Annotated in this window: 19 protein-coding genes; 9 read left to right on the top strand and 10 right to left on the bottom strand. The window is 60.4% G+C overall.

Annotation, left to right across the window (positions count from 1 at the left end; all coding sequences use genetic code 11):
* Positions 1-113 precede the first annotated feature (113 nt).
* The gene (locus RS887_RS16185; protein ID WP_322616123.1) at positions 114-581 is read right to left on the bottom strand and encodes a TlpA disulfide reductase family protein; all 468 of its coding nucleotides are present in this window, start codon (positions 579-581) and stop codon (positions 114-116) included.
* A 114-nt stretch (positions 582-695) separates the two neighbouring features.
* Here RS887_RS16185 and arsC point away from each other — a divergent pair, with 114 nt between their 5' ends.
* Genes arsC through RS887_RS16170 form a run of 3 tightly spaced genes read left to right on the top strand, consistent with a single transcriptional unit; the run spans position 696 to position 2,070 of the window.
* Entirely contained in the window at positions 696-1,049 is a 354-nt protein-coding gene (arsC, locus tag RS887_RS16180) for an arsenate reductase (glutaredoxin) (RefSeq protein ID WP_322616122.1), read from the top strand.
* The gene (gene wrbA / locus RS887_RS16175; RefSeq protein WP_322616121.1) at positions 1,046-1,642 is read left to right on the top strand and encodes an NAD(P)H:quinone oxidoreductase; all 597 of its coding nucleotides are present in this window, start codon (positions 1,046-1,048) and stop codon (positions 1,640-1,642) included. The genes arsC and wrbA overlap by 4 nt, the downstream gene beginning before the upstream one ends.
* A gap of 2 nt (positions 1,643-1,644) precedes the next feature.
* Positions 1,645-2,070 (top strand): DUF2069 domain-containing protein, encoded by a 426-nt coding sequence (locus RS887_RS16170; RefSeq protein WP_111281563.1) that lies wholly within the window; start codon positions 1,645-1,647, stop codon positions 2,068-2,070.
* Positions 2,071-2,169: 99 nt separating this feature from the next.
* On the opposite strand, the gene RS887_RS16165 is transcribed toward RS887_RS16170, so the two are convergent.
* The gene (locus RS887_RS16165) at positions 2,170-2,844 is read right to left on the bottom strand and encodes a DNA-3-methyladenine glycosylase I (protein ID WP_322616120.1); all 675 of its coding nucleotides are present in this window, start codon (positions 2,842-2,844) and stop codon (positions 2,170-2,172) included.
* Positions 2,845-2,905: 61 nt separating this feature from the next.
* Positions 2,906-3,730, bottom strand: coding sequence for a tRNA 2-thiocytidine(32) synthetase TtcA (gene ttcA, locus RS887_RS16160; protein ID WP_008016509.1), 825 nt, complete (start codon positions 3,728-3,730; stop codon positions 2,906-2,908).
* A 281-nt stretch (positions 3,731-4,011) separates the two neighbouring features.
* Between ttcA and RS887_RS16155 the strand changes: the two genes are divergently transcribed.
* Together RS887_RS16155 and RS887_RS16150 are read left to right on the top strand one after the other, a co-directional pair.
* Positions 4,012-4,614 carry a Yip1 family protein gene (locus RS887_RS16155; RefSeq protein WP_008016508.1) on the top strand — a complete coding sequence of 201 codons (603 nt, stop codon included), beginning with the start codon at positions 4,012-4,014 and terminating at the stop codon, positions 4,612-4,614.
* Positions 4,615-4,772: 158 nt separating this feature from the next.
* Complete coding sequence (locus RS887_RS16150; RefSeq protein WP_008016507.1) at positions 4,773-5,267, top strand: SprT family zinc-dependent metalloprotease; 495 nt, start codon at positions 4,773-4,775, stop codon at positions 5,265-5,267.
* A 52-nt stretch (positions 5,268-5,319) separates the two neighbouring features.
* Here RS887_RS16150 and RS887_RS16145 read toward each other — a convergent pair whose 3' ends face one another.
* Both RS887_RS16145 and RS887_RS16140 read right to left on the bottom strand, forming a co-directional pair.
* Positions 5,320-6,501, bottom strand: a complete 1,182-nt coding sequence (locus RS887_RS16145) for a CaiB/BaiF CoA-transferase family protein (protein WP_322616119.1) — start codon at positions 6,499-6,501, stop codon at positions 5,320-5,322.
* A 144-nt stretch (positions 6,502-6,645) separates the two neighbouring features.
* A complete protein-coding gene (locus tag RS887_RS16140) occupies positions 6,646-7,980 on the bottom strand; it encodes a dicarboxylate/amino acid:cation symporter (RefSeq protein ID WP_322616118.1) in 1,335 nt (444 codons plus the stop codon).
* A 338-nt stretch (positions 7,981-8,318) separates the two neighbouring features.
* On the opposite strand from RS887_RS16140, the gene RS887_RS16135 reads away from it, so the two are divergent.
* Positions 8,319-9,317: an AraC family transcriptional regulator gene (locus RS887_RS16135; RefSeq protein ID WP_322616117.1), complete on the top strand. Its 999-nt coding sequence runs from the start codon at positions 8,319-8,321 to the stop codon at positions 9,315-9,317.
* A gap of 66 nt (positions 9,318-9,383) precedes the next feature.
* On the opposite strand, the gene RS887_RS16130 is transcribed toward RS887_RS16135, so the two are convergent.
* The 3 genes from RS887_RS16130 to RS887_RS16120 form a co-directional block, all read right to left on the bottom strand.
* Positions 9,384-10,730: an ATP-binding protein gene (locus tag RS887_RS16130; protein ID WP_322616116.1), complete on the bottom strand. Its 1,347-nt coding sequence runs from the start codon at positions 10,728-10,730 to the stop codon at positions 9,384-9,386.
* Positions 10,727-11,404: a response regulator transcription factor gene (locus tag RS887_RS16125; RefSeq protein ID WP_111281548.1), complete on the bottom strand. Its 678-nt coding sequence runs from the start codon at positions 11,402-11,404 to the stop codon at positions 10,727-10,729. Before RS887_RS16125 ends, RS887_RS16130 begins: the two co-directional genes overlap by 4 nt.
* A 120-nt stretch (positions 11,405-11,524) precedes the next feature.
* Complete coding sequence (locus tag RS887_RS16120; protein ID WP_322616115.1) at positions 11,525-12,127, bottom strand: hypothetical protein; 603 nt, start codon at positions 12,125-12,127, stop codon at positions 11,525-11,527.
* A 145-nt stretch (positions 12,128-12,272) separates the two neighbouring features.
* Here RS887_RS16120 and RS887_RS16115 point away from each other — a divergent pair, with 145 nt between their 5' ends.
* Together RS887_RS16115 and RS887_RS16110 are read left to right on the top strand one after the other, a co-directional pair.
* Positions 12,273-13,064: a dienelactone hydrolase family protein gene (locus RS887_RS16115; RefSeq protein WP_322616114.1), complete on the top strand. Its 792-nt coding sequence runs from the start codon at positions 12,273-12,275 to the stop codon at positions 13,062-13,064.
* 192 nt (positions 13,065-13,256) lie between these two features.
* Complete coding sequence (locus tag RS887_RS16110; protein WP_322616113.1) at positions 13,257-13,982, top strand: 4'-phosphopantetheinyl transferase family protein; 726 nt, start codon at positions 13,257-13,259, stop codon at positions 13,980-13,982.
* A 126-nt stretch (positions 13,983-14,108) separates the two neighbouring features.
* Here RS887_RS16110 and RS887_RS16105 read toward each other — a convergent pair whose 3' ends face one another.
* Positions 14,109-15,719, bottom strand: a complete 1,611-nt coding sequence (locus tag RS887_RS16105; protein WP_322616112.1) for an ATP-binding protein — start codon at positions 15,717-15,719, stop codon at positions 14,109-14,111.
* Positions 15,716-16,438, bottom strand: coding sequence for a winged helix-turn-helix domain-containing protein (locus tag RS887_RS16100; protein ID WP_322616111.1), 723 nt, complete (start codon positions 16,436-16,438; stop codon positions 15,716-15,718). Before RS887_RS16100 ends, RS887_RS16105 begins: the two co-directional genes overlap by 4 nt.
* A gap of 740 nt (positions 16,439-17,178) precedes the next feature.
* Here RS887_RS16100 and RS887_RS16095 point away from each other — a divergent pair.
* Complete coding sequence (locus RS887_RS16095; protein WP_322616110.1) at positions 17,179-20,073, top strand: ribonucleoside-diphosphate reductase subunit alpha; 2,895 nt, start codon at positions 17,179-17,181, stop codon at positions 20,071-20,073.
* Positions 20,074-20,277 lie beyond the last annotated feature (204 nt).

Below are 20,277 nucleotides of genomic sequence, written 5' to 3'. Positions count from 1 at the left end.
CTCGTTGCGTCAGTTGAACGGTGCAGAACGGTTTGCGACTGCTGCGCAGCCGAACGGGAGCAAGCTCCCTCGCCACAAAAGCTCCCTCGCCAAAGGTGAGCAGGATCACCTGATCAATTCTTCGCCTGCAACGCCTCAAGCTTCGCCATCACCCCCGCCGCCGTCTGTTCACCCATCAACTGCTCACGCACCTTGCCCTTGTTATCGATGATGTACGTCACCGGCAGCGCCTCACTGCGCGGCAGTTCGAACAGTTCGGAAGGATCCTGGGCCAGCACCGTGAACCTGATCCCCAGTTTCTCGCTCGCGCTCTTCAACTCCTGCCCCTGGACGTTGTCGAAGTTGACCCCGAACACACCGATTTTCCTGTCCTTGAGCTGTTCGGCCAGGGTGTTCAATTCCGGGATCTCGGTACGGCAAGGCCCGCACCATTCTGCCCAGTAGTTGAGCACCAGCCATTTGCCGTCCAGTCGGTCGGCGGCGATCTTGTGGCCGTCCTGGTCGATGCCATAGTCATTACCGCAGCCCCCCAGCATCAACGCTCCGATGATCGCCAATGCTGCTGCCAGTCGCCTTGTCATGTCGTGTTCCTTGTCAAAAATTGAATGCGCCTGCGACCCATCGCCTCTCACGGTTCTGGATTGCGCGCTGCACAGTTAGAATAGCCGCCACCTTACGCAAGATGCGACCCGCTCATGACCGATCTGACGCTTTATCACAACCCGCGCTGCTCGAAATCCCGCGGTGCGCTCGAACTGCTTGAAGCCCGTGGCCTGACCCCGACCGTGGTCCGTTACCTGGACACTCCCCTGGACGCCGCGCAAATCCAGAGCCTGCTGGGCAAACTCGGGATCAGCGCCCGGCAATTGCTGCGTATCGGCGAGGACGAGTACAAAACCCTCGACCTGGCCAACACCAGCCTGAGCGAAGCGCAATTGATTGCCGCCATCGCCGCCCACCCGAAACTGATGGAGCGACCGATTCTCGAAGTTGGTGACAAAGCCATCATCGGCCGCCCACCGGAGCAGATCCTGGAACTGTTGCCATGAGTGCACCCTACATTCTGGTTCTGTACTACAGCCGCAGCGGCTCGACCAACGAAATGGCCCGGCAGATTGCCCGTGGCGTCGAACAGGCCGGGCTTGAGGCCCGCCTGCGCACGGTGCCGGCGATTTCCACCGAGTGCGAAGCCGTTTCGCCGGAGATTCCCGACGAAGGTGCGCTTTATGCTAGCCTCGACGACCTGAAGAACTGCGCCGGCCTGGCACTCGGCAGCCCGACCCGCTTCGGCAACATGGCCGCGCCGCTCAAGTATTTTCTCGACGGCACCAGCAACCTGTGGCTGACCGGCGCCCTGGTGGGCAAACCGGCGGGTGTGTTCACCTCCACGGCGAGCCTGCACGGCGGCCAGGAAACCACGCTGCTGTCGATGATGCTGCCGTTGTTGCACCACGGCATGCTGATCACCGGCCTGCCGTACAGCGAATCGGCACTACTGGAAACCCAGGGCGGCGGCACGCCATACGGCGCCAGCCACCACGCCGGTGCCGACGGCAAAAGCGCTCTGGATGCCCATGAAGTGGCGCTGTGCCGCGCGCTGGGTATGCGCCTGGCCAAGACTGCACAGAAACTGGAGGGCTGAGGGTGGCCAGGAAGCCGAAGATTCTGCCCGCGCTCGAATGGCTCGAACCACGCGTCAAGGCGATGCGCGTCATCAGCCTGCTGTGTTTTTTCGGCCTGGTCGGGTTGCTTTGCGTTTACTACCTTGCCATCGCCGACCTGCATGGTGCACGGCCTTGGGTGATTCTGTTGATCGAGCTGGTGCCGCTGCTGATCCTGGCGCCGGGGATGATCCTCGGCAGCCCTCGCGGGCATTCGTGGATGTGCTTTGTGGTGAACCTGTATTTCATCAAGGGCGCATTGGCTGCCTATGACCCGAACCGGCAAATCTTCGGTTTACTGGAGATGGGCGCGAGCCTGGCAGTGTTCTGCTCGGCGCTTCTGTATGTACGGTGGCGGTATCAGTTGAACCGCAAGTTGGCGGGTGAAGGCGAAATTTCCGTCGCCTGATACATCGCTTTCGCGAGCAGGCTCGCTCCCACAGGGGATTTGTGAATGGCACAGATCCAGTGTGGGAGCGAGCCTGCTCGCGAATGTGACGACGCGGTCTTAATGGTTGACGGTGTAAGCCAGCATCATCGAAATCTGGCTCATCGGCCGACCGCCACTTTCCTCGTGCCACTGGTTGAACACGTCCTGCACCAACGCCAGGTCGCGCAGACTGCTCGGCACCTTGTCGATGATGTCCTGCGCATTCAATGCCGCCACCACGTCATAGCTCGGTACAAAGGTGTCCTTGCCGATCATCCGCAGGAAGCGCGGGGCGGACAGCCCGCCCAACTGATGTCCGCGTTTTTTCAGGAAGGTCCAGAGCCCGACGATATCGGTCACCGGCCAGTCGGCGATCAACGCGCCGAAGCTGCCCTTTTCATGAGCCACATCGAGCACGAACTGCGCATTGCGCGGCACACTCTTGAGCTTGCCCAGGTGACGGATGATCCGCGTGTCCTGCATCAGGCGCTCAAGGTGCTCGGCACTCATCAGCACGACTTTTTCCGGATCGAACCTGAAGAACACTTCTTCGAAGGCCGGCCACTTGGCATCCACCAGGCTGTGCTTGAGCCCGGCGCGGAATACCCGTAGTGCCATCATAGAGAGGTAGCGATCGTCGCTGATCCTGCGCAGTTGCTCGGGAGTCTTGGGAGCGGGCAGATGGGCTTCCAGGTCAGCCGCCGAACCGAAGCGGTTCAGACAGTACTCATTCAGCCACTTGTAGTCGCGCATGCCCTCTCCTGAGGTAAATGAAAAACCTGATGTGGGAGCGGGCTTGCTCCCACAGGTTTAATCAGAGGTTGACCACATTGACGAAGCGCGATGCGGCGCTTTCGTCGATCTTGAGGCTGGTGAAGTCGAACAGGTTGCGATCCGCCAGTTGCGACGGGATCACGTTCTGCAGGCTGCGGAAAATGCTCTCGGTACGGCCCGGGGTCTTGCGCTCCCAGTCCTGCAGCATTTCCTTGACCACCTGACGCTGCAGGTTTTCCTGAGAGCCGCAGAGGTTGCACGGGATGATCGGGAATTGCTTGAAGTCCGAGTAGGCCTGGATGTCTTTTTCATTGCAGTAGGCCAGCGGGCGGATCACCACATTACGCCCATCATCGGCGCGCAGCTTCGGTGGCATGGCCTTGAGCGAACCGTTGAAGAACATGTTCAGGAAGAACGTTTCGACGATGTCGTCGCGGTGGTGACCGAGGGCCATCTTGGTCGCGCCGATTTCATCGGCAAAGGTGTAGAGCGTGCCGCGACGCAGGCGCGAGCACAGCGAGCAAGTGGTCTTGCCTTCCGGAATCAGCTCCTTGACCACCGAGTAAGTGTCTTTCTCGACGATGTGGTACTCGATACCCAGTTCTTTCAGGTAGGCCGGTAGCACGTGCTCCGGGAAACCCGGCTGCTTCTGGTCCATGTTCACGGCCACGATCTCGAACTTGATCGGCGCGACCTTCTGCAAGTGCATCAGCACATCGAGCATGGTGTAGCTGTCCTTGCCACCGGACAGGCAGACCATGACCTTGTCGCCGTCTTCAATCATGTTGAAATCGGCAACCGCCTCACCGGCCAGTCGGCGAAGGCGCTTTTGCAGTTTGTTCTGGTTGACCGTGAGAGTGCCCATGACGCGAAATCCGTGAGGTGTGACGAAAGGCGGGCATTTTACGCAAAAACACCTCAGGGGCGAAGTGCCTCGCCAAAAGGGCTGTTCGCCACAGACCCGGCGGCGATTAACAATGGTGTTTACAGCGCGATTTGCTCTAAAGCCCCTACTCCTTCTGGGGAAACTCCTCCCTATACTGCGACATAAGGTCTCATGAAAATTTCAGACCTGTGACTTGCTTGGCCGCATTGGCCCGTAGGCGCTCCGCTGGGGGGCGACGGTAAAAAAGAGGAGTGACTGGCATGATCCATCACGTAGTGGGGCTCTTCACCCACCCTGACCAAGAATGGAAAGAGATCCGTGGCGACCAGGAGGAAAGCATCAGCCACATGTACCTGACCCATACGCTGATCCTGGCGGCGATCCCCGCCGTATCTGCCTTCATAGGCACCACACAGGTCGGCTGGGTCATCGGCAATCGGGCTCCCGTGATGCTGACCGTAGAAAGCGCGATATGGATGACGATCATGTCGTACGTGGCGATGCTCGGTGGTGTTGCGGTAATGGGCGCATTCATTCACTGGATGGCCCGCACCTATGACGCCAACCCAAGCCTCGCCCGCTGCATTGCGTTTGCGACGTACACCGCTACACCGTTGTTCATCGGTGGCCTCGCCGCCCTGTACCCGCACTTGTGGCTGGGGATGATCGTCGGCACCGCAGCCATCTGCTACACGGTGTACTTGCTGTATGTAGGCTTACCGACATTCATGAACATTCCATCTGACGAGGGCTTTCTGTTTTCAAGTTCGGTGCTCGCCGTAGGCTTGGTGGTGCTGGTCGCCATCATGGCGTTCACTGTGATTGTCTGGGGACTCGGCGTGGGGCCGGTCTACACCAATTAGCCGCTCATCACTGATCATCAGAAACCAAGGATACAGGCCGCCGCAAGGCGGCCTTTTCATTCTTCAGGAATGAGGAGGCACACGACCATTCGGCACCTTGGCGATTCGCAAGGCCGCAGGGTTGCGGCATACTCGACCGCTCTGGAGATCCATCAAGCATGCCCGAGCAACTCAATTCCCGCGTCGAAGACTGTTTCCAACTAGCCGAATCCTTTTTCAAACGACCCTTCAAGCGCCCCGTGGTGAGCCTCAAGCTGCGCGGGCAAAAAGCCGGTGTCGCGCATTTGCACGAGAACCTGCTGCGCTTCAACCCGCAGCTGTATCGGGAAAACGCCGAAGACTTCCTCAAGCAGACCGTAGCCCATGAAGTCGCACACCTGATCGCCCATCAGCTGTTCGGCGACCGCATCCAGCCCCATGGCGAAGAGTGGCAATTGATCATGCGCGGCGTGTACGAACTGCCGCCCAACCGCTGCCACACCTATGACGTCAAACGCCGCAGCGTGACCCGCTACATCTACAAGTGCCCGTGCGCCGACAGCGACTTCCCGTTCTCGGCCCAGCGTCACAGCCTGGTGCGCCAGGGGCGCAGGTACTTGTGTCGGCGGTGTCGCCATACCTTGGTGTTCAGTGGGGAGATGCGGGTCGAGTAGCAGGACTCTCGCGATTTGTATCGGCCTGCTCGCGATGGCGGCCTCTGCAGCGCTAGAGAATCACTTTGCCACGCCGCAGCTCTTCTATTCGCTCGACGCCAAACCCCAACTCCCCCAACACCTGGTCCGTATGCTGCCCCAGCGCCGCGCCAACATGCCGCGGCTCAGGCAAACCTTGCGAAAACTTCAGCGGGCACGCCATCTGCGCCTGGCTTGATCCGTCGCCCCGCGGCACTTGCACCACCAACTCCCGCGCCTGCAACTGTGGATGACTTAGCGCTTCTCCCAGGCTCAACACTGGCTCGACACAAGCATCCAGCTCCGCGAACAACGCAAGCAACTCGACAAAGTCATGCTTTTCGAATTCAACCTTCAGCGCGTCCTTAAGCTGTTTCTGATGCGCCAGTTGCGGTGACAGGCCGAGGCCGGCCAGTTCTTCCAGCCCCAACGCCGTGCACAACTGTTTCATGAATGCCGGCTCCAGGCTGCCCACCGACAGCCAGCGCCCATCCCGGGAGCGGTAGTAATCGTAGAAGCTGCCGCCATTGAGCACCTGGTTTTCCGGTCCCGGCTCGACGCCACAGGCCAGATACCCGGCACCCGCCATCGCATTCAGGCTGAACGCGCAGTCGGTCATGCTGACATCCAGGTGCTGACCCTGACCGGTTTGCTGCCGGGCAATGACCGCTGCCAGCAAGCCAATCACCCCGTGCAGCGAGCCACCGGCGACATCCGCCACCTGCACGCCCAACGGCAGCGGCCCGCTGTCGGCCCGGCCGGTGTAACTCGCCAGCCCGGACAAGGCCAGGTAGTTGATGTCATGGCCTGCGCGATCCTTGTAGGGGCCGGTCTGGCCGTAGCCGGTGATCGACACATAAATCAATTTTGGATTGATCGCCTTCAGGGCTTCGTAACCCAGGCCCAGGCGTTCCATGACACCCGGGCGAAACTGCTCGAGCACAATGTCGTAGTCCTGCAGCAACGACTTGATCACCTCCAGCGTCTCAGGTCGCTTGAGGTCCAGGGCGAGACTGCGCTTGTTGCGGTTGAGGTAGGCATGGCTGGCTGACACGCCTTGATCGTGAGGCGGCAACACCCGCAGCAGATCCATGCGGGTCGGTGATTCGATGCGCAGCACTTCGGCGCCCATGTCCGCCAGCAGCAACGAGGCGAACGGCCCCGGCAACAGTGTCGAGAAATCCAGAACCTTGAGTGATGCCAGTGGACCGAACATGAGCGTTCTCCCTTAACGATGCCCACAGCCTAGGCAGCCGATCGCTTTGCAGCAATCACCTTATACGCCACGTGCAGTGACCGTTACGCTCAATCGCCGGACATGAAAAAACCCGCCGAAGCGGGTTTTTCATTACAACAAGGCTTACTTGGCGTTCGTCGGGGTTGCCCCTTCGACGTGGCCCAAAACATCGTCTTTAGGCTCGTCGGCAATGCCGCGACCGCCCGAGGCCAGCTCCGCTTGCAGCACGTCGGTGTCCAGTTCCTTGACCCACTTGGCCACGACGACAGTGGCAACGGCGTTGCCGATCAGGTTGGTCAGGGCACGGGCTTCGGACATGAAACGGTCGATGCCGAGGATCAGCGCCAGGCCGGCAACCGGCAGGTGGCCCACGGCGGACAGAGTGGCAGCGAGTACGATGAAACCGCTACCGGTCACGCCCGCAGCGCCCTTGGACGACAGCAGCAACACCACCAGCAGGGTGATCTGGTGCGTGATGTCCATGTGGGTGTCGGTGGCCTGGGCAATGAACACCGCGGCCATGGTCAGGTAGATGGCGGTACCGTCGAGGTTGAACGAGTAGCCGGTCGGGATCACCAGGCCTACTACGGATTTCTTCGCGCCCAGACGTTCCATCTTGATCAGCATGCGTGGCAGCACCGACTCCGAAGAGGAAGTGCCCAGCACGATCAGCAGTTCCTCACGGATGTAGCGGATCATTTTCAGAACGCTGAAGCCGTGAACGCGAGCGATACCTCCCAGTACGATCAGGATGAACAGCAAGCAAGTGATATAGAAGCACGCCATCAGTTGACCCAGCTGCACCAGCGAGCCGACACCGTAGGCACCGATGGTGAACGCCATGGCACCGAAGGCACCGATTGGCGCGAGCTTCATGATCATGTTGATGATGTTGAACATCACGTGGGCGAAACGATCGATGAAGTCCAGCAGCGGCTTGCCGTAGGCACCCAGGCGATGCAGGGCGAAACCGAAGATCACCGAGAACATCAGCACTTGCAGGATGTCGCCGGTGGCGAAGGCACCGACGATGGTGGTCGGGATCACGTTCAGCAGGAAGCCGACGACGCTTTGGTCAGCGCCGGCCGCAACATAAGCGGCAACCTTGGAGGCATCCAGGGTGGCGACATCGATGTGCATGCCGTTACCTGGCTGCACGACGTTGACCACGACCAGGCCGACCAGCAGGGCAATGGTCGAAACGATCTCGAAGTACAGCAGCGCATAGCCACCGGTCTTGCCGACCGACTTCATGTTCTGCATGCCGGCGATACCGCTCACAACAGTACAGAAGATGATCGGGGCGATGATCATTTTGATCAGCTTGATGAACCCGTCACCCAACGGTTTAACGGCCACACCGAGCTGTGGATAGTAGTGACCGAGTGCGATACCGATGACAATTGCAACGATCACCTGGAAATACAGGGATTTATACAGTGGCTGACGAGTCGTCATTGCAAAGTTCCTCAAGGGTGCCCGGTGACAACATCCAGCTGTTGCCCGCAACACCGCAATTGCGAACCCTCCTGCACTGGAGGGATTTGTTTTTTCGAGCTGCGCAACGGCAGGCATCTGCACGTTGTATCGCAAGGCCCGTGCCACCTTGCGCAAAATCCCGGCAAGCCTTTTGATATCAGGGGTCGCAGCGATGTCCCTGTCACCGGACGGTTACAATCATGTGGCGGATTTCCGCCCATCCATTAAAAGTCGTCCTGCAATTTGGCGGATATCCGCCCTGTTCACGCCCGCGCTGCACAGCTACCATCCGTCGTTCAACGATCAGAATTGCTGTCATGCGCGAACGCACCATTGCCAGTCATTTCGCCCGCGCCGTCCTGGGCGGTGCGCGTCGGCACGGCTACGACTATTCGGGCCTGCTACAACAACTGGGGATCAGCCCCGAGTTGCTGGACGAGCCCCGGGCGCGCATCGCTCCAGAGCAATTCACCCAACTGATTCAGGCCTTATGGCTGGCGCTGGATGACGAGTACCTGGGATTCGGGCAAGCCCCAAGCAAGCCGGGCAGCTTCGCGATGATGTGCCATGCCGTGATTCACTGCCGCAGCCTGGATAAGGCACTCAATCGTGGCTTATTGTTTTATAGCCTATTCCCCGGGGCTCCGCGTTTGACCCTGAGCCGCGAAGATGAATGGGTCCGCCTCAGCCTCGACGACTCGCAACTTTGGGATCCGGATCATTTTCTCAGCGAAAGCCTGCTGGTGATCTGGCACCGCTTTGGCAGCTGGCTGATCGGCCAGCGCATTCGCCTGGAACAGGCCACGCTCAGCTACCCCCGACCGGAACACGGTGCCGAGTACGACCTGCTGTTTTCCTGCCCGCTCGAGTTTTCCAGCCCCCAGAGCAGCCTGTTGTTTCACAGCCGCTACCTGGCCATGCCGCTGTTGCAGGACGAGCGCACCCTCAAGCATTTCCTCGAGCGCTCCCCCGCCGACCTGCTCTCGCGCCCGGACGATGGCGACAGCTTGAGCAGCCGCTTGCGCCGCCTGCTCAGTCGCGACAGTTCACGCTGGCCCGACCTGGAAACCGTGGCCGCGCAGTTGCACATCAGCCCGCAGACCTTGCGCCGGCATTTGCGGGAAGAGGGTTCGAGCTTTCAGGAATTGAAGGACCAGTTGCGCCGGGACATCGCGATTTATCACCTGAGCCGCGCCGACCTGTCGTTGCAACAGATCACCGAGCAGCTGGGGTTTTCCGAGCCATCGGCGTTCCACCGGGCGTTCAAGAAGTGGACGGGGCTGACGCCGGGGGCTTATCGGGCGCAGGAGAGCTGAGGTTCAAGGCTCAGCTACCCGGTGAACTCTCGGGCCTGCTCGCGATAAAGCCAGTAAAGCCAACATCTAAACCGCCGGGAAGTGAATCCGGAACGCCGCCCCGCCCATCGGTGAGTCGCCCAGGGTCAGCTTGGCGCTGTAGCTTTCGATGATGTCCTTGACCACCGCCAGGCCGATGCCCTGCCCCGGGTGCTGACGATCCAGGCGCTCGCCGCGCTCGAGAATCCGTGCGCGCTGATCCTGTGGTACGCCGGGTCCGTCGTCTTCGACACACAACTCGATGCCGCCGGGGGGTTCGCGCACGCTGATGCGTATTTCGCCCAGGCACAGACGATAGGCGTTTTCCAGCAGGTTGCCCATCATCTCCAATAGAGCGCCCTGCTCGATCGGTACGTAGCACGGGTCGGGCAGGTCGAACGCGACGTGCACGCGCTTGTCGCGATAGACCTTGTCCAGCGTGTCGCACAGGCTTTTCAGCACCGGGTGCAAGCGCACCTGATGACGTACCAGACCGCTTTTGCGCAGGCTGGCGCGCTGCAACTGGTAGCTGATCTGCTGGCTCATGCGCTCGATCTGGGTTTGCAGTACCCAGGCCTGATCACGATCCTCCGGACGCAGGGCCATGTCTTCGCTGACGCCTTGCAACACCGCCAGTGGCGTTTTCAGGCTATGAGCCAGGTCATCGAGGGAATCACGGTAGCGACTGCGCTGTTCACGCTCACTGTGCAGCAACCGATTGAGAGAACCGGTCAGACGCAGCAATTCCCGGGGATGTTCCTCACTGAGGCTTTCGCGGGTGCCACCTTCGATCTGATCCAGTTCCTGGCTCAAGCGCCGCAATGCCTGCAAGCCCCAGGTCAGTCCGATCCACAACAACGCCAACAGCACCAGCAATGCTGCGCCAAAACCCAGATAAAGATTTTCCCGCAGGCCTTCGAGAGTCAGTTCGTACTCACGAACCGGCTGCAGCGCCACGATGCTGAAGGCTGCACTTTTGCCGCCGAGCAACTTGACCTCGACGTCGTAGACGAAGAACTCCTGACCATTTTCTTCGCGGATCCGCGCAAACTCGTTGCCGCGTCCGTCGTAGCGCGGCTTGTAATTGATGTGTTCTTCCCGGGTCGCCTTCGAACGCCAGACCAGATGCCCCTCACGGTCATAGATGTAGCCGAGCAGTCGGCTGTCAGTGAGGTTGAAGCGTTCGTCGGGCAGTTGCGCCGGCATCTGCAGGCTGTTGTTCTCTACCCGGGCGGCAGAGATCAACGTGGTCACGTCCGATGCCAGACGCTGCTCGATGGAGTCTTGCAACGCCAGGCTGAAGGCCCCCTGCATCGCCGGCAGCAACGCCAGCATGAACAACACCGCCAACAGCGTGGCGGCGAGCATCAAGCGGATGCGCAGCGAACGGATCAAGTGCAACGCTCATTGAACAGGTAGCCCAGGCCGCGCACGGTGTCGATCGGTTTGAACCCGCCCGGTCCCTCCAGTTTGCGGCGCAGACGACCAACCAGCACCTCGATCACATTCGGATCACGCTCGTCATCGTCCGGATAGAGCTGCTCCATCAAGCGGTCCTTGGGCACCACTTGCTGATGGTGACGCATCAGATACTCGAGAATGCGGTACTCATACGCGGTCAGTGCCAACGGCTGATCGTCGAGGGACGCCTGCTTGCGGTTCAGGTCCAGCAGCAACGGACCAGCAACGATGGTCGACTGGGTAAAGCCGCTGGAGCGGCGCAGCAAGGCATTCAGGCGAGCCTCCAGTTCTTCGAACTGAAACGGCTTGACCACGTAATCGTCGGCACCGGCGGCCAGGCCTTCGACCTTGTCCTGCCAGTTGCCACGCGCGGTGAGGATCAGGATCGGGAAGGTTTTGCCACCTGAGCGCAACTGCCGGATCAGGTCGAGCCCGCTCATGCCCGGCAGACCGAGGTCAATCACCGCCAGGTCAAAGTTGAACTGCGCGGTCTGGTACAGCGCCTCCTCCCCGTTGGCCACAGACTCGACCACGTGGCCGCTCTCCGTCAAGCGGGTTTTCAGGTGATGACGCAGCAGCGCTTCATCTTCGACGACCAGCAGTTTCATAACGTTCTCCCGGGCAAATCAACATCTCCAAAGGCGCAACGTCGCACCTTGATAGCTAACATGGCAACGCCGGATCAGCCCCTCGGGTTGATCCGGCGCAGGCCGCTCGCGAAACGCTTGTCAGAAAGCGTAGTTGGCGGACAGGTAAGTCTGGGCGCTGCTGGTCAGGTCCAGCGACCCCCGCTTGCTGCCACCGCGTTCACTCATCTCGGTGCTGGCGTTGCTGCGCAGGTAACGGTAACCCAGTTCAACCGAGGTGTTCTGCGAAACCTGTTGCAGCACACCCGCCTGGCCACCGATGGCATAGCCGATATCGCTGTCGCGGCTGAAGCCTGGCGACTCCTGAGTCATTTTGGTCAGGCCGGCCGTGGCACCACCGAACAGCTTGGTGCTACCGCCCACCGGGTAAAACAGATCGTAGCTGCCCAGGAGGTTTTCCTGACGCAGTTTAATGCCGTTGTGCGAGCCCGACACATTGTCGTAAGTGGCGTAGTACCGGCCCTTGGTGTTTTGCTGGCCCAGACGGACACCCCAGGTGGTGTCCTTGCCGATCACGCCATCGGCGTTCGGGTGATTCAGGTTGTCGTTCAGGGCGTGGGATTTTTTGACCTTGTCGCTGGTCTGTCCAAGAGTAAGGCTGGCGAAGTTGTCGTTGGACGCGAAGGCTGTGGTACTTGCGCCCAGTACAGTGAATGCCAGAAGCAGTTTTTTGAATCCAGTCATTGGGAGTGTCCTCATGTGCCGTTTGTTTTTTGGGTACGGGGCAAGGTTACGCACCGAGCCCTGAACTCCCCCTGAACGCACTCTGAACCTGGGCTGAACCGCCCCTTCCCGAATGTTTCGACACATTTCAACAGGAGCTCCGACCATGCGCATGTTCTTCGCCATCCTCCTACTGGCCTTGAGCGGGCTCAGCCAGGCCGCCATCCAGACCCGGGAAATCCCCTACCAAAGTGCCGATGGCACGAAGATGATTGGCTACTACGCCTACGACGACGCCCTCAAGGGGCCGCGCCCCGGAGTCGTAGTGGTGCATGAGTTCTGGGGCCTGAACGATTACGCCAAGCGTCGCGCCCGGGATCTCGCCGGCCTGGGCTACAGCGCCCTGGCCATTGACATGTACGGTGACGGCAAAAATACCGAGCACCCCAAAGACGCCATGGCCTTCATGCAAGCCGTGGCAAAAGACAGTGCCGTGTCGAGTGCGAGGTTTCAGGCCGGGCTCGACCTGCTCAAGCAACAACCGCAAACCGATCCGCATAAAATCGCCGCCATCGGCTACTGCTTCGGTGGTGGCGTGGTGCTCAATGCCGCAAGACAGGGCCTGCCATTGGCAGGCGTGGTGAGTTTCCATGGCGCGCTGGCGACCAATACGCCGGCAACGCCAGGCAGCGTCAAGGCGAAGATCCTTGTGGAACACGGGGCACTGGACAGCATCGTCACCCAGGAAAACATCACGGCATTCAAGAGTGAGATGGACAAGGCCGGCGCCGACTACAGACTCGTCAGCCTCGACGGTGCCAGGCACGGTTTCACCAACCCGGATGCCGATCGACTTGGCCATGGCGAACATGGCGGGCCGGACATTGGCTACAACAAGGCTGCGGATGAAAAATCCTGGGCGGACATGCAGGCGTTTTTCAAGAAGATCTTTGGATAACCCTGTCATCTGTGGCGAGGGGGTTGCCCTCGTTGGGTGGCGAAGCCACCCAAGACCTGCAATCGCACTGTGTCAGACAAAGCGCGGTTACAGGATTTACGACTGCTTCGCAGCCGAACGGGGGCAAGCCCCCTCGCCACAAAAACTACCGGCCACTACCCAGCGCCAGGGCAACCCGGCAAAATGCCCGGCATGAACTCCACGCCTGCCCTGCCCGTCTGCTGCACCCCCCTCGATGACCATTGGCCGCTGCCGTTTGTGCTGCCCGATACGGTCCTGTTGAGCACTCACTTCGATAGCACCCGACTGGCCAGTGATGACTTTCAGCGCAGCACTGTGGAGGCGCCGGCGAGCATTCAGCGCTCTGTCGCCAAACGGCAGGCGGAGTTTCTTGCCGGGCGGGTGTGCGCCCGGGCCGCATTACAGCGGCTCGAAGGGTTGAACTTCATTCCGGCCATCGGCGAAGACCGGGCACCGGTCTGGCCTGCCCATATCACCGGTTCGATCACCCATAGCACTGGCCTGGCCGCGGCGATTGTCGCGAACAAAAGCCATTGGCGCGGCCTGGGCATGGATCTGGAAAACCTGCTCAATGCCGAACGGGCCGAACGCCTGGCCGGTGAAATCCTCAATCCGCTGGAGCTACAGCGCATGGCGGCCGGTCAGCACGATCAACGGGCGTTGCTGGTCACCCTGACTTTCTCGGTCAAGGAAAGCCTGTTCAAGGCGCTTTATCCGATCGTTCAGCAACGTTTTTATTTCGAACACGCCGAAGTGCTGGAGTGGCGTGAGTCGGGTGAGGTGCGGTTGCGACTGCTCACGGATCTGTCTCGCGAATGGCGCAACGGCACCGAGCTGGATGCGCAGTTCGGGGTCAGGGATGGGCAGTTGTTGAGTCTGGTCAGCATCAGGGCCTGAGATTTATTGGCGCCTATTCGGGCCCCATCGCGAGCAAGCTCGCTCCCACAGAGATTTGTGGCGTGACATAGATCCAGTGTGGGAGCGAGCTTGCTCGCGATGAGGCCGCAACAGACAACACAAGGCTTAACGCTTCTCCTGATTACGCGGCCAGCTCAGACTGAAGCACGCCCCGCCCAGGCTCTTGCTCTTGCCGATCAACGCGCGCCCGCCGTGCCAATGGATGATGCGTCGCACAATGGACAGGCCTAACCCATGGCCTCCCGAAGCACGGGTGCGGCTGTCGTCGAGACGCAGGAACGGCGTAAAGATCTTCTCCCACGCCGATTCCGGCACCCCCGGCCCGTCATCCTCGATATCCACCCGACATCGCTGCTGCCCCACCTGATAGCTGATGGTCACCCGTGATTGCGCATGGCGCATGGCATTGCTCACCAGATTCTGGATCGCCCGGTGCAGATAACGTGGCTCGGCCTCGACCCAGGCGTCGTCGTTATCGGCCGCCGACAGGCACAACCCGCGCTGTACCGTGACGTCGGCGCGCAACGGCGCCAGCTCTTCAATCACTTGATTGACCAAGGCATCCAGATCGATCCGCTGAAAGTTCAGCGCCGGAGAACCCTGTTCGAGCCGTGCGTAGGTCAGCATCTCGTCGACCAGCCGGTCGAGGTCCTCGATGTCGTGGTCCATGCCCTGGCAGTATTTTTCCAGGGCTTGTGGCGTAGTGGCCGAGCCGATCATCTCCAGGCCAAAGCGCAGGCGTGCCACCGGCGTGCGCAATTCGTGGGACACCGCGCGCACCAGTTCGCGCTGGATCGCCAGCAACTGTTGCAAGTGTTCGGCCATGCCATTGAAGGCCGAGGCCAGGCGCCCCACGGAATCCGCGCCGCGCGCCGGCACGCGGGTTTCCAGGCTGCCCTTGGCGATGCGCGTGGCCGCGGCCTCCAGGCCACGCAAGCGGCGCTCGAGCTGACGTACCAGCAGATAAACGATCAGGCCGATCAGTGTCAGGCCCAGCGCGGCGATCAGCACCAGCCATTCCGGGGGATAAGGATTCATCTGGTACAACGGACCGATTTCCAGGACCCACGGCGTGCCGACCATGCCGGCAAACACCCGGATCGAATCGCCCCCCTTGCCCAGCGCCATCACAGTGTCGCCCTCGGACACCCGACGGCTCTGGTCTTCGTCCATGTCCGCCTCGTCAACCGTGACCAGGCGCAGGTCGAAGCCGAAGCCCTTGCTTTCCTTCAATTGCGCCAGACGCAAGGGCTGGTCGGCTACCGGGGTCCGCACCAGTTCATCGGTCAACAGGTAGATGGTCGCCCGGGCCAGTTGCTCGCTGATCTGCTGCACTTCCCCGGTGAGCATCAACTGCTCCTTGTCGCTGACCAGCTTGTACACCTTCGCCGCGTGCGGCCCGGTCTGCTCCACCAATGCCTGGCCGCGCAACACACGAGTACGCTGGGTAAGGTCGAGGTCAGTCTCGGTAAAGGTTTTCAGCGCCAGCGGAATGCCCAGCAGCCGCTCCCACACCAGCAAGGCCCGGTGGCGCTCGGTCTGGTTCATCGGTTGCAGGTTGTCGGCCATCAGCGAAAACGTGCCGTGGGCCAGGCGTTCGCGGTATTGCTCGCTACGCACCTGATTGAGCAGGTGCAACGCCAGCACGCCGAGCACCGCCACCAGAATCAGCGCGGCGCACATGCCGCCATAGATGCGCAGGAAGATCGAGTTCACAGGGTCTGGTCTACGCAAGCCTCGGGAACGAACAAATAGCCTTTGCTGCGCACGGTCTTGATCAGCCGTGGATGCTCAGGATCATCGCCGATCTTCGGGCGGATGCGCGAGATGCGCACATCGATGGAGCGGTCCTGACCGTCATAGCCGATGCCTCGCAGTGCGGTAAAGATCTCTTCCCGGGAGAGAATGCGCCCGGCATTGGCCACCAATAGCCAGAGCAAGTCGAATTCGGCGCTGGTCAGCTCGATGCCGTTGCCCTGCAACCAGGCTTCGCGCAAGGCGTTGTCGACGATCAACGGGCCGAACTGTAGACGCCGCTGTTTTTCCGGGGTGACTTCGGGCGTTTCACTGCGACGCAGCAAGGCCTGGATGCGCGCCAGCAGCAGACGCGGGCGTACCGGTTTGCACACGTAGTCGTCAGCCCCCAGGTCCAGGCCGAGAATCTGGTCAGCGTCATCGGTGCGGGCGGTGAGCATCAGGATCGGGCCGTCAAATCGGGCGCGGACCTTGCGGCAAATGCTCAGGCCATCTTCACCGGGGAGCATCAGGTCGAGGATCACCAGGTCCGGTTGCTCCTTGATGATGCGGTTCGCAGCGAGCGCACCATCGCCTTCGATCGATACACGCAGGCCATTGGCTTCCAGGTAATCGCGGGTCAGTTCGGCCAGTCGCTGGTCGTCCTCCACAATCAATACCTGCCAGGCTTCTTGCTCCACGGGTGACCTCTGCTTGCCAAAAACACTGATAAGGAAGGATCCACCCGTCTTTTTGTAATGATTCGGGAGGATAAATATGTATACACGCTGGGCCGATTGTATAAACGCCGCCCGTCGAGAACACAAGCGGGTAAATGCGTTCGGACAACAGGGTTTTTTGTGATAGGGTTCGCGCCCTTAAAAATCCGATCGACCGATTTCGATCGTAGAAAATCGCTGAAAAAAGGTCCGGTCCAGCAGTGTCGCGGCCTACACGCCGGTTCCCTCTTTCACACACAATTTACGCACAGGTTTATCCACAGGTAGTACGTTGCAATCCCCCCCTAAAACGCATTATCTTGTAGCCCGGCGCTAAAAAAACCCTAGATATGGGGTTTTGCGCAAAAAACCAAACACAAACCAGACACCAATTTCAAGCGCTATTATTGCCTCTGTCCGGTTGAACCAAACGTATTTTCGAAAGACCAAACCGCGCGTGCGGATGGCTACTGTATTTCGGCCCCGAGTGGTGAAAACGGTACGGGTGTTGCAGTCCCGACTGTCACCTGCAATGGACCCCGGTTTCAGGCTCAAGGCGTGAGACCAAAGACTTCGGCATGGAAGCGGCGCCCGATAAAGCCCCCTTCCTACTGTCCCGAAGTTGTTATGCCCGGCGCTCGCCGGTTGTAGTGCTTCTGGACGGAACGGTGGGCACCGTAATGGTGCCCAAACAAACATAGAGAATGTGGAGACACTCCCCCATGCAAACCGACACAACTCGCGAGAACCCGCAGGGCACCTTGCCGCAGGCCGCTGATTCGAATTCGGATCTGTCCGCCACCGCGCCTGGCCAACTGCGCGTGATCAAGCGTAACGGCACTGTCGTTCCCTACACCGATGACAAAATCACCGTCGCCATCACCAAAGCGTTTCTCGCAGTTGAGGGCGGCACCGCTGCCGCTTCGTCGCGAATCCACGACACCGTTGCCCGCCTGACCGAACAGGTCACCGCGACCTTCAAGCGTCGCATGCCATCGGGCGGCACCATCCACATCGAAGAAATCCAGGACCAGGTCGAACTGGCTCTGATGCGTGCCGGCGAGCAGAAAGTGGCTCGCGACTACGTGATCTACCGTGATGCCCGTTCCAAGGAACGTGCCGTGCGTGCGCCGGCCGAGGAAGCGGTCAACGCTCATCCGTCGATCCGCATCACCCGTGCCGACGGCAGCCTGGCGCCGCTGGACATGGGCCGCCTGAACACCATCGTCACCGAAGCGTGCGAAGGCCTGGAAGAAGTCGACGGCGACCTGATCCAGCGCGAAACCCTGAAGAACCTGTACGACGGCGTGGCCCTGAACGACGTCAACACCGCCCTGGTGATGACTGCCCGTACCCTGGTTGAACGCGAGCCGAACTACTCGTTCGTGACCGCGCGCCTGCTGATGGACACCCTGCGTGCCGAAGGCCTGGGCTTCCTCGGTGTGGCCGAGAGCGCCACTCACCACGAAATGGCCGACCTGTACGCCAAGGCACTGCCGGCCTACGTCGCCAAAGGTATCGAGTTCGAACTGCTGAACCCTGTGCTGGCCGAATTCGACCTGGAAAAACTGGGCAAGGCGATCAACCACGAGCGCGACCAGCAGTTCACCTACCTGGGCCTGCAGACCCTGTACGACCGCTACTTCATCCACAAGGATGGCGTGCGTTTCGAACTGCCGCAGATCTTCTTCATGCGTGTGGCCATGGGCCTGGCGATCGAAGAGAAAGCCCGTGAAGACCGTGCCATCGAGTTCTACAACCTGTTGTCGTCCTTCGACTACATGGCGTCGACCCCGACCCTGTTCAACGCCGGCACCCTGCGTCCACAGCTGTCGAGTTGCTACCTGACCACCGTTCCGGATGACCTGTCGGGCATCTACCACGCGATCCACGACAACGCCATGCTGTCGAAATTCGCAGGCGGCCTGGGCAACGACTGGACCCCGGTTCGTGCGCTGGGTTCGTACATCAAGGGCACCAACGGCAAATCCCAGGGTGTCGTGCCGTTCCTGAAAGTGGTCAACGACACCGCCGTTGCAGTGAACCAGGGTGGCAAGCGCAAAGGCGCTGTCTGTGCCTACCTGGAAACCTGGCACATGGACATCGAAGAGTTCATCGAGCTGCGCAAGAACACCGGTGATGATCGTCGTCGTACCCACGACATGAACACCGCCAACTGGATCCCTGACCTGTTCATGAAGCGCGTCTTCGATGACGGCAAGTGGACCCTGTTCTCGCCGTCCGAAGTGCCGGACCTGCACGACCTGACCGGCAAGGCCTTCGAAGAGCGCTACGAGTACTACGAAGCGCTGACCGAGTACCCGGGCAAGATCAAGCTGTTCAAGACCATCCAGGCCAAAGACCTGTGGCGCAAGATGCTGTCCATGCTGTTCGAAACCGGCCACCCATGGCTGACTTTCAAAGACCCGTGCAACCTGCGCAGCCCGCAGCAGCACGTTGGCGTGGTCCATAGCTCGAACCTGTGCACCGAGATCACCTTGAACACCAACAAGGACGAGATCGCCGTTTGCAACCTGGGCTCGATCAACCTGCCGAACCACATCGTCGACGGCAAGCTGGACACCGCCAAGCTGCAACGCACCGTGAACACTGCCGTGCGCATGCTCGACAACGTGATCGACATCAACTACTACTCGGTGCCGCAAGCGAAGAACTCCAACTTCAAGCACCGTCCGGTCGGCCTGGGCATCATGGGCTTCCAGGACGCGCTGTACCTGCAGCACATCCCTTACGGCTCCGACGCTGCCGTCGAGTTTGCCGACAAGTCGATGGAAGCGGTCAGCTACTACGCGATCCAGGCTTCCTGCGACCTGGCCGACGAGCGCGGCTCGTACGAGACGTTCCAGGGTTCGCTGTGGTCCAAAGGCATCCTGCCGCTGGATTCGCAACAGATCCTGATCGAGGCTCGCGGCCAGAAGTACATCGATGTCGACCTGAACGAATCCCTGGACTGGGCACCGGTTCGCGCCCGTGTACAGAAAGGCATTCGTAACTCGAACATCATGGCCATCGCACCGACCGCGACCATCGCCAACATCACCGGCGTGTCGCAGTCGATCGAACCGACCTACCAGAACCTGTATGTGAAATCGAACCTGTCGGGCGAATTCACCGTGATCAACCCGTACCTGGTTCGCGACCTGAAGGCTCGCGATCTGTGGGACTCGGTCATGATCAACGACCTGAAGTACTACGACGGTTCGGTGCAGCAGATCGAGCGCATCCCGCAAGAACTCAAAGAGCTCTACGCGACTGCATTCGAAGTGGACACCAAGTGGATCGTCGACGCCGCCAGCCGTCGTCAGAAGTGGATCGACCAGGCTCAGTCGCTGAACCTGTACATCGCCGGCGCTTCGGGCAAGAAGCTGGACGTGACCTACCGCATGGCCTGGTACCGTGGTCTGAAGACCACTTACTACCTCCGTGCCCTGGCTGCGACCAGCACCGAGAAGTCGACCATCAACACCGGCAAGCTGAACGCTGTTTCCAGCGGCGGCAACCACGGTGAAGATTCGGTCCTGGCAGCGCCAGCCGGCCCTGCTCCAGTGCCGAAGGCTTGCGCCATCGACGAGCCGGATTGCGAAGCTTGCCAATAAGCTGAGCCAGTAAGCGTCGCAAGACGCTTACTCGAAACCCCCGATCAGCCTCTGGCGGGTCGGGGGTTTTCTTTTGCCGTGTAGGAGCGAGCTTGCTCCGGGCGGCGATCCGACGATGGTCTTGAGGGCGCCGCGTGAATCCAGACAGCACGTGTTATCGTTAACGACCATCGCGAGCAGGCTCGAGATGGCGTCGGCTCAAGC

The sequence above is a fragment of the Pseudomonas sp. BIC9C genome (assembly GCF_034541995.1).
Taxonomy (GTDB): domain Bacteria; phylum Pseudomonadota; class Gammaproteobacteria; order Pseudomonadales; family Pseudomonadaceae; genus Aquipseudomonas; species Aquipseudomonas fluorescens_CC.
The sequence above is the reverse complement of the archived record's forward strand: the minus strand, read 5'-3'. Positions and strand labels throughout refer to the sequence as shown.